Origin of the sequence: Arthrobacter sp. U41 (genome assembly GCF_007679325.1) — a bacterium.
Lineage (GTDB): Bacteria > Actinomycetota > Actinomycetes > Actinomycetales > Micrococcaceae > Arthrobacter.
Map to the genome: position 1 here is coordinate 65,668 of NZ_VEGI01000002.1, position 12,658 is coordinate 78,325.

Annotated in this window: 13 protein-coding genes; 2 read left to right on the top strand and 11 right to left on the bottom strand. The window is 68.0% G+C overall.

Features of this window, described 5'->3' with window-relative positions; all coding sequences use genetic code 11:
• Positions 1-42: 42 nt before the first annotated feature.
• A complete protein-coding gene (gene pxpA / locus FS787_RS09045) occupies positions 43-822 on the bottom strand; it encodes a 5-oxoprolinase subunit PxpA (protein WP_144672120.1) in 780 nt (259 codons plus the stop codon).
• A gap of 121 nt (positions 823-943) precedes the next feature.
• Here pxpA and FS787_RS09050 point away from each other — a divergent pair, with 121 nt between their 5' ends.
• A complete protein-coding gene (locus tag FS787_RS09050) occupies positions 944-2,431 on the top strand; it encodes a PucR family transcriptional regulator (protein ID WP_186329148.1) in 1,488 nt (495 codons plus the stop codon).
• 9 nt (positions 2,432-2,440) lie between these two features.
• Here the strand turns inward: FS787_RS09050 and FS787_RS09055 are convergent, their stop codons facing one another.
• The 9 genes from FS787_RS09055 to FS787_RS09095 form a co-directional block, all read right to left on the bottom strand.
• The gene (locus tag FS787_RS09055; protein ID WP_144672122.1) at positions 2,441-3,229 is read right to left on the bottom strand and encodes an SDR family oxidoreductase; all 789 of its coding nucleotides are present in this window, start codon (positions 3,227-3,229) and stop codon (positions 2,441-2,443) included.
• Between the two features lie 25 nt (positions 3,230-3,254).
• On the bottom strand, positions 3,255-4,106 hold the full coding sequence (locus FS787_RS09060) for a hypothetical protein (RefSeq protein WP_144672123.1): 852 nt from the start codon (positions 4,104-4,106) through the stop codon (positions 3,255-3,257).
• 125 nt (positions 4,107-4,231) lie between these two features.
• The gene (locus tag FS787_RS09065; RefSeq protein ID WP_144672124.1) at positions 4,232-4,576 is read right to left on the bottom strand and encodes a GNAT family N-acetyltransferase; all 345 of its coding nucleotides are present in this window, start codon (positions 4,574-4,576) and stop codon (positions 4,232-4,234) included.
• A complete protein-coding gene (locus tag FS787_RS09070; protein ID WP_144672125.1) occupies positions 4,573-5,910 on the bottom strand; it encodes an acyltransferase in 1,338 nt (445 codons plus the stop codon). Before FS787_RS09070 ends, FS787_RS09065 begins: the two co-directional genes overlap by 4 nt.
• 142 nt (positions 5,911-6,052) lie before the next feature.
• Positions 6,053-6,445 (bottom strand): DUF1304 domain-containing protein, encoded by a 393-nt coding sequence (locus FS787_RS09075; protein ID WP_144672126.1) that lies wholly within the window; start codon positions 6,443-6,445, stop codon positions 6,053-6,055.
• A 45-nt stretch (positions 6,446-6,490) separates the two neighbouring features.
• Complete coding sequence (locus FS787_RS09080) at positions 6,491-7,366, bottom strand: class II fructose-bisphosphate aldolase (protein WP_144672127.1); 876 nt, start codon at positions 7,364-7,366, stop codon at positions 6,491-6,493.
• Positions 7,366-8,784, bottom strand: coding sequence for a GntP family transporter (locus FS787_RS09085; RefSeq protein WP_144672128.1), 1,419 nt, complete (start codon positions 8,782-8,784; stop codon positions 7,366-7,368). The genes FS787_RS09080 and FS787_RS09085 overlap by 1 nt, the downstream gene beginning before the upstream one ends.
• A 125-nt stretch (positions 8,785-8,909) precedes the next feature.
• The gene (locus FS787_RS09090) at positions 8,910-9,803 is read right to left on the bottom strand and encodes an NAD(P)-dependent oxidoreductase (RefSeq protein ID WP_144672129.1); all 894 of its coding nucleotides are present in this window, start codon (positions 9,801-9,803) and stop codon (positions 8,910-8,912) included.
• Positions 9,804-9,844: 41 nt separating this feature from the next.
• Positions 9,845-11,368 carry a four-carbon acid sugar kinase family protein gene (locus FS787_RS09095; RefSeq protein WP_144672130.1) on the bottom strand — a complete coding sequence of 508 codons (1,524 nt, stop codon included), beginning with the start codon at positions 11,366-11,368 and terminating at the stop codon, positions 9,845-9,847.
• A 147-nt stretch (positions 11,369-11,515) separates the two neighbouring features.
• Between FS787_RS09095 and FS787_RS09100 the strand changes: the two genes are divergently transcribed.
• Complete coding sequence (locus tag FS787_RS09100; RefSeq protein WP_144672131.1) at positions 11,516-12,226, top strand: FadR/GntR family transcriptional regulator; 711 nt, start codon at positions 11,516-11,518, stop codon at positions 12,224-12,226.
• 69 nt (positions 12,227-12,295) lie between these two features.
• Here the strand turns inward: FS787_RS09100 and FS787_RS09105 are convergent, their stop codons facing one another.
• Positions 12,296-12,553 carry a metal-sensitive transcriptional regulator gene (locus FS787_RS09105; RefSeq protein WP_056428136.1) on the bottom strand — a complete coding sequence of 86 codons (258 nt, stop codon included), beginning with the start codon at positions 12,551-12,553 and terminating at the stop codon, positions 12,296-12,298.
• Positions 12,554-12,658 lie beyond the last annotated feature (105 nt).

Below are 12,658 nucleotides of genomic sequence, written 5' to 3' on the forward strand. Positions count from 1 at the left end.
TTTCGGTTGGGGTGTTGTGGGCAGTACATGACAGGTCATTGGCTACCGTCCGCCCAGGGCCGCCCGCACGGCCTGCGCCACGGCCGGCGAATTGGCGGCATCGGAGTGGACGCAGATGCTGGTGAAGTCGATGTGGACGGTTGAGCCGTCGGAGGTTTCCACCAGCCCGTCGTCGAGGACCCTGCGGACGCGCTCGGCAGCCTTGGCGGGGTCCGTGGCTTCGGGCCGGCGCTGGATGATCAACTGGCCGGCGGGGTTGTAGTTCAGGTCCACGTAGAGTTCGCTGACGAACGGCACTCCCATCTCTGCGCAGACGCTTTCGTGCGCTGTTCCGGCGAGCCCGAACATCGGGACCTCGTACAGCGCGGCGACTTTCGCGGCGGACCGCATCAGTTCGGGGTCCCGTGAGAGCATCCCGTAGAGGGAGCCGTGCGGTTTGATGTGGTTCAGCTCCAGTCCGGCCTTCTTCAGGAAGCCCACCAGTGCGCCCGTCTGGTACAGGATGATGGACTCGACTTCGGCCGGGGTCAGTTTCATTTCGCGGCGGCCGAATCCGGTCAGGTCCGGCAGGCCCGGGTGCGCCCCGATCCGCACCCCGTGCTCTTTGGCTGCGGCCACGGTTTCTTCCATGGTGTCCGGGTCGCCGGCATGGAAACCGCAGGCCACATTGGCCACATCGATGATCTCCATCAGCGCCAGATCGTTGCCAAAGCTGTGCAGCCCGAACGCTTCGCCCATGTCCGAATTGATCTCGATGCTGTTTTTCCCGTCACCATTTTTTCCGGCGGCGGCTGTGACTTGGCCCACATTAACATTGTTCATGCGTTCCACATTAGGGACTGCCCCAGCCCTTACATAGTGGGCAAATGTCCACTAACTTTGACAGCAGATGTGCAGCTTGCACACCACATTCTCGGAGGGCAACGGCACCCGGGAGGCACCCATGAGAGTCTCGGATCTACTGGCAGAGGACGCGCTGCAACTCAGGTTGCATACGCCGTCCACCGCCCAGCGCCTGGCGACATCCATCAGCTACACCGCCCCGGCTGAGTTCCTTGATCCCACCCCGTTCCTGGGTGCCAACTGCCTGTTGATCACCCACGGGATCGGCTTCAACTTCTTTGACCAACGGACGTGGGACGCCTATGTCGAACGGCTGGCCGGTGTCCCTGTTTGTGCCATCGCCTTCGTCACGGGAGTGGCGCACCGGCTGATTCCCAAACCCCTGGTGGAGGCGGCCAAGGCCCACGGGATTCCCCTGCTGGAGGTTCCCAGTGTTGTTCCCGCCCTGCAGCTGCAGCGCTTCGTCACGAGCGTTCTGGAAGCCGAACGGTTTGCCCTGACCCGTCAGTCATGGGAGCTGGCCGATTTGTGCGCCAAGGCCGCGCGATCCGGCGGATCGCTCCGGGCCGTGCTGGCGGAGGTGGCCGCCGCAGCAGAGGGGCAGTGTGCCGTTTTTGACACCACCGGGGCCCTGATCAGCTGCTGGCCGGCCAGCTCACGCTGGACCGCGGAGGACCTCCGCCATGACCGCGGCTCCTCCGGGTCCAGCTTCGCGCTGCCCACCGGCGGCACGGAGCACTTTCAGCTGGTGGTCCGGGGCGGGACCACCGGGGAGCCGCTCGCCACGCTCATCGGGCCGGCGTCATCCATTCTCGCCATGCAGCTCAACAGGGCGTTCCAGGCCAGCGCGCCGCACCAAACCAAGCTGGAGCGGCTGATGCAGCAGCTTGAGGACTGGCAGGGTGTGGCCTTGAAGGAGGTGACCCGGACCTTCCGCGGCACGGGCCTGGACGCGCACGCCCCCACTTTCCTGGTGGTGGCCGAGCCGGACAAGGCCGAACTGCCGCATGCCTGGCGGATCCGGCTGGCCGTGCAGGAGCACCTGAACAACGCCCACGTCTTCACGTATAGAGGCTCGTTCTACGCCCTCGCGCAGGCGCGGACGGACACCGCCGCGGATTGGAATGTCATTCCGGACCGGCTGCTGGGCTCTCTCCGGCAGGTGGTGCCCGGGATGCCCCTTGTTATCAAGGGGCCCTTGGGCAGCGTGGATGAGCTCCGGCTCGGCCTCGCCCATGCGCAATGGCTGGTCCGGCAGGTCAGGGGTCCCGCCGTCGCCGCCCCGATGAGCATCGAGTCCCTGGTGCTGGCCACCGCCGGCAGCGGCGCCCACGCCGCAGCGGAGAATCTGCTCGCACCCCTCCGCAACTACGACCAGGCGAACAACGGCCGGCTGATGCCGACACTGCGCGCCTACCTCGACCACGACGCCCAGCCGTCCAGGGTCTGCCAGGCCCTGTACATCCACCGGAACACACTGAGCAAGCGGCTGGCGCTGATGTCGAGGCTGCTGAACGTCCGCCTGGACACCCTGGACGGGCTCACCACGTGCATGCTGGCCGTCCGGATCACCGACGACGAGCCCTGATACCGGGCGCTACTTGGGGCGGCGGGGCGGTCCGGCCACGAGCTGGTCCGGGAGGATCCGGGCGGCCGCGGTCAGCACCTTGTAGCGCTTGGTCGGGACGGAGACGGCCTTGCCCCGTTCGTTGTCAGCGAGGCCCTCCCGCACCACCCGTTCGGCCTGCAGCCACAGCCCGCGCGGCACCACGGTGGTGTCCATGCCCATCCGGTCGTGGAACTCGGTGTGGGTGAAGCCGGGGCAGACGGCGGTCACGTGCACGCCCTGCCGGGAGTACGTGAGGTTGGCCCAGCGGGAAAAGCTGACAAGCCACGCTTTGGCCGCGGAATAGCTTCCCCGGGGAAGGAACGCGGCCACGCTGGCGACGTTGATGATCCGGCCGGAATGCCGCCTGAGCATCCCCTGCAGCGCGGCGTGGGTCAGCTGCATGGCGGTCTCGACGTGCAGCTTGAGGTGCCTGGTCTCCTCCGCGACGTCGTTGTCCTCGAAAGAACGCAGCAGGCCGGTCCCTGCATTGTTGACCAGGATCTCCACCGGACGCGCCGGATCCGTGAGGCGGGCGACGACGGCTGCCACGCCGGCGTCGTCCGTCAGATCAGCGGAGATCACCTCGGCGTGGATGCCGTACCGCTTCTCCAGCTCCTCCGCCTTGGTCTGCAGCCGGGAGGCGTCGCGGGCCACCAGCACCACACTGTGCCCCTGTTCGGCGAGCTGGCGGGCGAATTCCGCGCCGATTCCGGCGGTCGCTCCGGTGATCAGGGCAGTGGTGGCAGCAGGTGCCGGGGCGGGCGAAGGTGCAGTCATGGCGACAGCCTAGTACGCGGAGGCCTCAGGCAAGGGCCGGACCGGCTGCCAGTTCGCCCTCCGCGGGATCGCTCCCGCCGCCCAGGTGCCGGTTCTGCAGCTCTTCGGTGGCCAGCTCGTACCAGGTGTGCGCGCCAAAAGACGGGTTGCTGGTGTCAAGGTGCCGGTAGAGGGCATCGGCCAGTTGGCCCAGTGCCACGTCGGACAGTGCCCGGACGGTGGCGGCGGGGTCGAGGGTCCCTTCGAAGTATTCGGAGAGCGCCAGGCCGTTGATGGTGTTGACCTCGTCAGGAATCGGGCTGCAGGCCTCGTCGAGCCCCGCATCCAGCGCCCCGCCAGCGGGAAGGCCAGCAGTTGAACCTGCGGGAAGGCCCGCGGCGAGTCCCGCAGAGAGGGCCGGGGAAACGCCGGCGCCGCCGACGGCCAAGGGCGCAGCGCCCCCGACGGCCAAGGGCACGGCGGCGTCCGGCAGCGGGGCAGCGGCGAGCTCGCCCTCGAGGCCGGCCAGGACCTCGCCCTCGGAGCCGACGTGCATCAGGCAGATCGGCAGGTCCGCAGGTTCCGCCAGAGTGATGCGGAAAGGCACTTTTCCGGCAGCAGTCCCGTCAAGTGACCCGGCGTCCGTCCCGGCGTCCGTCAAAGGTGCATCCATGCTGGCGTCGGCGATGGACCGCAGCTGAAGGAGGATTTCGGGGTCGAGGTGGGACGAGCCATGAAGGTCAATGATGACGCCAGACCCTGCGCCGAGGCGGCCCGCCCGCCGCATGATGTGCAGCAGTGCGGGGAAATCTGATTGGGTGAGGCAGCCGGTGACCTCGAGGGTCACGTGTCCGGGATCGACGTCCACACGGACAAGCACACGCAGTTTATGGTTCACGGGGTTCTCCAAAAGGGACACGTCCAAGAGCCAACTGCATAACTCTGCTAGAACTTTACGGGGTTGTTGCTCCGGTCACAAGCAGGGAGCGGCCTTTCCTGAGACACGCCGCGGCTGGCGCGGCGTCAGGCGCCGGCCGGAGGCTGCTCGGGCCAGTCGATGTATTGGTTGTACGCGTCGTGCTTGCGCAGGTACCGGTACATAAAGGGGCAGTTGGGAATGATCCGCTTGCCGGCTGCCACCACGTCGTCCAAAGCGAAGTGGGCCAGCACCTTGGCGAGACCCTGGCCCTGGAATTTCTCCTCCGTATCGGTGTGGATGAAGTCCACATGCCCCGGCTCGTCGATGAAGCGGATCTGGACGGCCAGCTGGCCGCCGACGTGGAGCTCATAGTGGTGCAGCTCATCATTCCGGGTGGTGGATACGTTCGGACTGAACGTGTCTTCCGTGGCTGCCGAGTTCTCCGTCATGGTTCGACATTGGCACTTAATGGCGGGTGTGGCAATGGCGGGTCAGATCCGCCGATGCCCGGATCGGACACGAGCCGGGCCGGAATCCGGCCCAGCAGCAGGACGGCGAGCGCGAAGCACGCCGCTCCCCCGCCGAGCAGTGCCAGGGTCAGTCCGTTGAGCGCTGCGTCGGCAACCGGCACAAAAACGACGACGGCGGCCGTCACCACGGCGGCTGCCGGGCGGGGCCGGGCGGCAGCGGACGACGTCGGGCGTTCTTCGAGCCGGCCGAAGAGCACCAGCACCGGCAGCAGCAGGCCGATCACGGACAGCAGCACCAGCGGCCTCCCCCACCACCAGGCGGCGGTTCCGCCCGCCGGCTGGGGGAAGTCGGTCAGCAGGAGCACACCGGACAGCGCCGCGAGCAGGGGCAGATGCCAGAGGTAGACGGTCATGGACCGCCGTCCGGCCAGCCCGATGAACCGACGCACCGGTACCAGCGACCCGATTCTGGACAGCACCGGCCGGAAGAGCTGCAGGGCCGCGGCCTGCGAACACCCGAGGAGCAGCAGGGTGAGGTTGGGCGGGTTGAGGTTCACCAGCATGTTCCCGGAGTACAGCCCCAGCCACACAAGGAGCCCCAGGAGCAGGTTGCTCGCCAGGATGATGCCCGCCAGCGCGGCGCGGCCGGGAGCCAGCGGACCCCTGTCGGCGAGGAAGAATCCGAGCTGCTGCACGGCGCACCAGACGAAGACCATGTTGAGGTAGGCCAGCGCCGGCATCATCCCCCGCAGGCAGTCCACCGCCACCACCAGGGCGGTGAGTGCCGTCAGGGTCAGCCGGGGCGCCCGGGCATGCAGGCGGGCCAGGATCGGGAGGTTCAGCTGCGCCGCGAGATAGGCGGCGAGGAACCACAGCGGCATGCCTGCCCCGGACACCAGGAGCTGGATGACCTGCGGATCCACCCCGGTGAGCCGCGCAACCCAGAGCCCGGTGAACATGATGGCAAGCAGGACGGCGGCGGGGCGGATGAGCCGCAGCATCCGCACCTGCATGAAGTCAAAGGTGGTGCCGCCCCGGGCCCTGAGGCGGCGCCAGGACTGCAGGCCGGTGATGCCCCCGACAACAAAGAAGAGCGGCATGACCTGCAGGACCCAGACCACGGGTTCGAACCAGCGCTGGTTGCCAAGGGTGTTGTCGGAGGTCACGGTGCCGTCAGGGTGCAGCACTGGGCTCACCATCATGGTGTGCGAGACCACCACGAGGGCAAGGCAGAAAAACCTGGCGAGGTCGATCACCAGGTCACGGTCCGGCCGCACCGCCAGTCCGCTCCCTGCCCGCTGCCGTGGAACCATTGAGCCCCTCAGGAACCTGCCAACGCCCCGCCAGGGTTGTTGGCACCAACGCCGCTGTGTTTGCTCCATTGTCGGCCCCGCCGGCGCCCGCGGCCAGTACCGTTGGGCCCGATTTCAGGTTCTGGGCGTCGCGGTCAGGCGGTCAGGCGGTCAGCAGCCCCACGGCACCGAGTGCGACGGCGAGCAGCGGCGTCGCGCCCTGCATGGCGGCTGCACGGAGGTACTTGCGTCCGCTCACGGCGAGAACTATCGAGGCCAGGAGCATCGATCCGCAACTGCTGAAGACCAGGGTCCAACCGACCGCAGGGTGCCCGAGGGCGATGGCGCCGGTGCCGGCCAAGGCACCGGCGGCGAGGAAAAGATTGTAGAAACCCTGGTTGTAGGCCAGCGGCCGCGTGGTGTCGGCGTCCGCCTGCGAGGTAACGCCGAAGCGCTTCCACGTGGCTGGCTGCGTCCAGGTAATGGACTCCATGACGAAGATATACACGTGCAGCAGGGCCGCAAGCAGCGCAAAAACGAGGGAGGCCAGAATCATGGTCCTGATCCTAGCCTCCCCCGATTTCGGAGCGGTTGTGTTGAGTCAGCGCGAGAGGGTGGCCAGCGCCGTGGCCGCGAACGTCCCGGCCGAGTTGTCCCATTCGGCCAGCAGTCCCTGGAGGTTCTCGCCGTCCCTGCGGTGCACGGCGGTGCGTGCCTCAAGGGTTTCCAGGACGCCGGTGCGGAGCTCGGTGTTGAAGTTGACCTTGCCCACGTTCATGGCGGCGGCCTTGACCAGCTCGGCGGCGGGGATTCCGGAGGCGCCGTGCAGTACCAGGGGGATGCGGGTCCGCACTGCGATGTCCTGCAGAACGTCCCACCGCAGCTCGGGTTCGCCCTGGTAGCGGCCGTGGACGTTGCCCACGGCCACGGCCAGCAGCTGGGCTCCGGTGCGGGCCACAAAGTCTTCCACCTGGGCGGAGTCGGTGAGTCCTGCCGTGCCGGCCGACGGGGCCCTGCTTGCGGCGCCGGGACCGAAAGCCCGGTCCTCGTCGCCGGCGAGGCCGCCGAGTTCCGCTTCAATGACGGTCTCCGCCGAGCCGGAGCGGTCCAGCATGGCGCGGGCGGCACGGACCAGTGCGATGTTGTCCTCGTACTCCATCGACGAGCCGTCCACCAGGACGGAGTCGGCGCCGGCGGCGACGGCGTCGGCAATCACCGCCAGATCGGAGGAATGGTCAAGCTGCACGGCGACCGGGACCGCTGCCGAGTCGGCGAGGCCGCGCAGCGCCGCGATCAGCCGCAGGCCCTTGGCGGTGGCCGCAGTGCTGGGCGGGACCAGCAGGATGGCGCCGCGTCCGCCGTCCTCCGCCGCCGCCACCACGGCGAGCGCCGTGGTGAAGTCGTAGCAGGTGAAGGCCGGAACGGCCGATCCCTGCTGGAGGGCCGAAGTTACGAGCTGATCGAGGCGGGCACGCATCAGGCGCTCAGGCCTCCCACCAGGGTCCAGGCGAGGAACGTCAAGGCGAAGCCGGCGACGCCGAGGACGGTGGTGAGCACGGTCCAGGTGCGCAGGCCGTCGGCCACCGACAATCCGAGGTAGCGGGTGACAATCCAGAAGCCCGAGTCGTTGATGTGGCTCAGGCCAAGGGCGCCGAAGCCGATAGCCACGAGGATCAGGGCCGTCTGCACGGGCGTGTAGCCGCCGTCGGCCACGGAGGCGGCGAGCAGGCCGGAGGTGGTGATGATGGCTACCGTTGCCGAGCCCTGGGAGGCGCGGAGGACGGCGGCCAGGATGAAGGCCATCAGGATCAGCGGCAGGCCGATGCTCTGCAGGCCCTCGGCAAGTGCCGTGCCGATTCCGGAGACAGTCAGGACTTTGCCAAAGACGCCGCCGGCGCCGGTCACCAGGATCACGATGGCAGTGGGGGCGAGGGCCGAGTCCATGACTTCGCCGGTGTGCTGTGAGGACCAGCCGCGGCGGATGCCCAGGAAGTAGTACGCCAGTCCGAGTGCCGTCAGCAGGGCAATCAGGGGGGCGCCGACGAAGGCTGCGATGTCGGCCGCAGTGCTGCCCTTCGGCAGGACCACAGCGCCCACGGTTCCCACCATGATCATCAGGATCGGCAGGACGATGAGCGTGATGATCATGGCCGGGCTGGGTGCGGTCTTGGCTGTGGTCTTGACCGCGACGCCGCCGCCGCCCGCAGTGGTGTCCTGTTCGACGTCGGACTTTCCGGTGCCGAAGAGGCGGAACTGCTCGGCGGTGCCGGACAGCATGGGGTAATCGCGGCGGTTCAGCCGCTTCGCGACAAAGTAGCCGAGCACGCCGACCGGGATACAGGTCAGGAGACCGATGATGGTGGTCCAGCCGATGTCGGCGTTCAGGATGCCTGCGCCGCCAACGACACCGGGGTGCGGCGGGACGACCACATGGATGGCGAGCATGATGCCACCGACCGGCAGCCCGATCTTGACCGGGTTGACCCCGGCGGCCTTGGAGAAGCCGTAGATGATGGGGATCAGGATGATGAACCCGACGTCGAAGAAGACCGGGATGGCCAGCAGGAACGCCGCCGAGGTGAGCGCTGCGATGACGCGGCGCGGGCCCAGCAGCTGGGTGAACTTGCCGGCCAGGGCCTGGGCGCCGCCGGAGACTTCGATCATCTTGCCGAGCATGGCGCCGAGGCCGACGAGGATGGCGACGGAGCCGAGGGTGCCGCCCATGCCTTCGGTGACGGTTTTGACAATGTCCGGCAGCGGAATACCCGCCACCAGGGCGACCAGGACGCTGACAACCAGCAGCGCCAGGAAGGCCGGGATCTTGAACTTGATGACGGCCACCAGCAGCAGGGCAACGCCTGCTGCGGCTATGGCCAGAAGAGCGAGAGCGCTCATCGGGTGTCTCCTTTGACAGACCCGCCGGCGGGAAACCGGCGGGAAGGGTTCAGCTGCGACGGCGGAAAGGGGGGATCCGCCGTCGCAGGGTTTTGGGGAACTATAGGTGAAGGCGGAAGCGGGTACTAGGCGGTGCGCTTGGTGGGGGCGACGACCCTGATGACGGCGGAGTCGTCGGCGGCGGCGAGCCCCTGGGCCTGGCCGAGGAGGTACAGCTGCTCGGCGGCAGCGGCCACCGGGGCGGCGAGGCCGGCGGCGCGGGTGGCCTTGCCGACGATGCCCATGTCCTTGACGAAGATGTCCAGGCGGCTGAGGACCTCCGCGCCGTTCTCGGTGTAGGCCTCCAGGATGCGGGGCCCGCGGTTGGACAGCATAAAGGAACCGGCGGCCCCGGCCTCCAGTGCCGCGAGGGTCTTGGCCTGGTCCAGGCCAAGGGCATCCGCGAGGGCCATCGCCTCGGCCGCCGCGGCGATATGGATACCGCAGAGCAGCTGGTTGACGGTCTTGAGGGCCTGCCCGTCGCCGGGCTTGTCGCCCACCACGGTCAGGGTTGAGGCGAGCAGTTCCAGGACCGGCCGGGCCGTTTCCAGCGCCTGCGGTTCGGCGCCGACCACGATCAGCAGGTCGCCTTCCCCGGCGCGCTTCGGCCCGCCCGACAGCGGGGCGTCGACGAGGGCGACGCCGAATTCCGCGAGGCGGGCGACGGTGGCGGGGATGGCTTCGGTGCCCACGGTGCTGCCCAGGATCACGACGGCGCCCGGCTTCAGTACGGAAGCCACGCCGTTCCCGCCGAAGAGGACGTCGTCCAGCTGTTCGCCGTTGCGGACGGCCAGCAGCAGGGCGTCGGCGCCCTCGGCGGCCTCACGGGCCGAGGAGAAGGTCTTGATGCCGGCCTCTTCGGCGAGCTTCAGCCGCGGTTCGGCGATGTCGAAGCCGTGGACGGTCAGCCGGGTGGCCAGCCGTGCGGCCATGGGCAGTCCCATGGCGCCCAGGCCGAGGACAGTGACTTTGTAGTTCATGGTTTCTCCGTTGAAATGAGGGTTTTGTTGCGGGCGGGCGATCAAAAAGTGTTGCTGAGCTTGCGGGTGACCTGGGCCAGGGACTGGTCGTCACCCACGTTGCCGGCGAAGACGATGTACGGGATGCCCTTCGCAGGTCCGTCCACCGGTTCCCACAGGCTGACGATGCCCGGAAGCATGGGCCCGCGGACGATCGCGTGCCGGATCTCCAGGCCGTGGGCGGCGACGTCCGAGGACGTGATGCCGCCCTTCGCGATGACAAAGCGCGGCGGGAACGTCTTCAGGGTCCGGTTCACCACCGCGACGACGGCGGCGGACACGGTGCGGGCGATCCGCAGGCTCGCGGCGGCGTCGTCCGTCTTGATGAGCAGCCGGCTGGTGTGGAGGATGACGTCGGCGCTGCGCAGGGCCTCGGCGACGGTCCGGACGATGCCGTCCAGATAGTCCTCGGACCCGCCGCCCAGCAGCCTTTCGACGTCGATTTCCACGATGCGCGCGGCGCTGTGCTGTTCCACGAGGGCCTTGAGCTGCCGGGTGGTGACGCCGACGTGCGATCCGACGACGATCAGGCCGCCGGCGTCGGAGGGTGTGAGCCCCGCGTACGCTTCCTCGCCGCTGAGTTCGGTGCGGATTTCCTGCCCGATGCGGCCCCGGACGAACGGCGGACCCACCCGGTACAGCAGCTTTTTGCCCCGGCGTTCGGCTTCCTCCAGGCCCAGGGCCAGCGCACGGAGATCGTTTTCGGTCACGATGTCGGCGACGATCGGGGTGGAATCCGTGGCCGAGCCGACGGCGTCGGCGATGGCTTTGGCCGAGGCCTGGGGATCCCCGTCCGGGCCGGCTGCACGGATGATGTTCAGGTCCAGCACGATCACCGAATCCGCCGGGAACCGGCCTCCGGACTTCTCCTCCACGTACTTCGCCAGATCGGAATTCGCGAAGCCGAAGCTCGCGTCCCGGGCGAATTCGGTCTGGGCCACCGGAGTGAGCTTGCCGGCGTCCCCGCCGGTGCCGCGCATGTAGTGCACGCCGCCGATCGTCACGCGCCCGGCGTCGGGAAATGCGGGGACCATCACGACGCCGTCCGTCACCTCGCCGGTGGCAGCGGCGACGGTGGCCGCGATGGTGTCCGGCTCCAGCGGGTAGTGGCCGCGGAGGGTGGAGTCGCTGCGGCTGACAAACCCGAGCTGCAGGCTGGGGGCGGCACCGTCGATTTCGAGGGCGGCCGCCGCGAGGGCGTTCCGGACCACTTCCTCGTTGCGGGCGGCCGCCTCGGCGGGGTCCAGGCTGCGGGTGTTGGTCAGGACGTAGACCGCGTCTGGGCGGCGGCCGTTGATGCGGTGGTTGAAAGCCCAGGTGAAGTCGGTGACTTCCCAGCGGGTGAGGACCGGCAGGTCCGCGACGGATTGCGTGCCGGTGGGGTCGTCGTCGAGCACTACCAGGATCCGGGGGGCCGCCGCGGAGCGGGCCTCCAGCGCTTCGGCGACGGTCCGGGCGGGAATCCGGACCTCCGCGGGGAAGGCGGCCAGCACATCTGCTTCGAAAAGCTCTGGTTCAAAGGGCACTTGCACTCCATTGTGGGAACTCTGCTGCGGAACAAATTTGTAAGATGTCTGACATCTAACATCTGAGTGCTAGTGTGGCATACGGCACAACGGCGCGCAAGTAGACTTGTCCACCAAGTGCAACTCGGTGACAGCGGATGGGGAAAATTGGCTAGGAAATCGCTGGTCGGCGTGGTCGCTGACGAATTACTGGACCGCATCATTGCCGGCGAGTTCCCCCCGGGCACATCAGTCCCCGGCGAGCTGGAGCTGAGTGCCCGCCATGAGGTGAGCCGCATGACGGTCCGCGAGGCGATGAAGACCCTCGAAGCCCAGCAGATCCTCAGCGTGGAGCGCGGCCGCGGCACCTTTGTGAATCCCCTGAGCCGCTGGGCTTCCCTGGAGGCTGTCCTCCGGGCGGCCTCGGAGGGGAAAAACGACGCAGCCGCCGCCGTGCAGCTGATCGAGCTGCGCCGGATGCTGGAGTCGGGCGCCTGCGAGCTGGCGGCCGTCCGGATCAACGACTCCGACCTGGAGGCTCTCTACGGGCAACTGGAATCGATGCGCCTGGCGCATGAAAAGCACGATGTGGCCGCGTTTGTGGCGGCCGACCTCGCGTTCCACGACCTCATCCTGCGCGCCTCGGAGAATGTTTTTGTGGCTGTGCTGTTCGCCCCGCTGCACCGGGTGCTGGAAAAGCGGAGGACCCAGACGTCCGAGGTACGCGAGATCCAGGCCCATGCGATCGGCCAGCACCAGAAAATCGCGGACGCCCTGGCCACGCGGGACCCGCACCAGGCGCGGGACGCCATGGACGCCCACATGCAGCAGACACTGGATGACCTCAAGACCTACGTCTTGGCGGACCGGCCGGCCTGATTGGCGGCGCGACTGTCGGGAGCGGTGCCGGGCCCGGTGACTGGGGGCTCTTAGCTGCGCCCGGCCGGCTTAGGCCAGCGAGAGGAAGAGCTTCTCGAGCTCGGCCCGGTCCAGGGTGGGGTCCTCCTGCTGCATGCACTGCTGCAGGCCCGTGGCGATGATCGAGAATCCGGCCCGGTCCAGGGCGCTGGACACGGCAGCCAGCTGGGTCACAACGCTTTTGCAGTCGCGGCCCTCTTCGATCATCCGGGTCACGGCGGCGAGCTGCCCCTGGGCGCGGCGAAGTCGGTTGATGACGGGCTTCATGTCGGTGGGATCGAGTTCCATTTTGTTCTCCGGGATCAAACAGTCGGGATCAACAGGGTTCATTCCATGATATACCCCCCTATGTATCTGCCATACCCTGCAGGGTATGATGCCGCCCACTCCCGC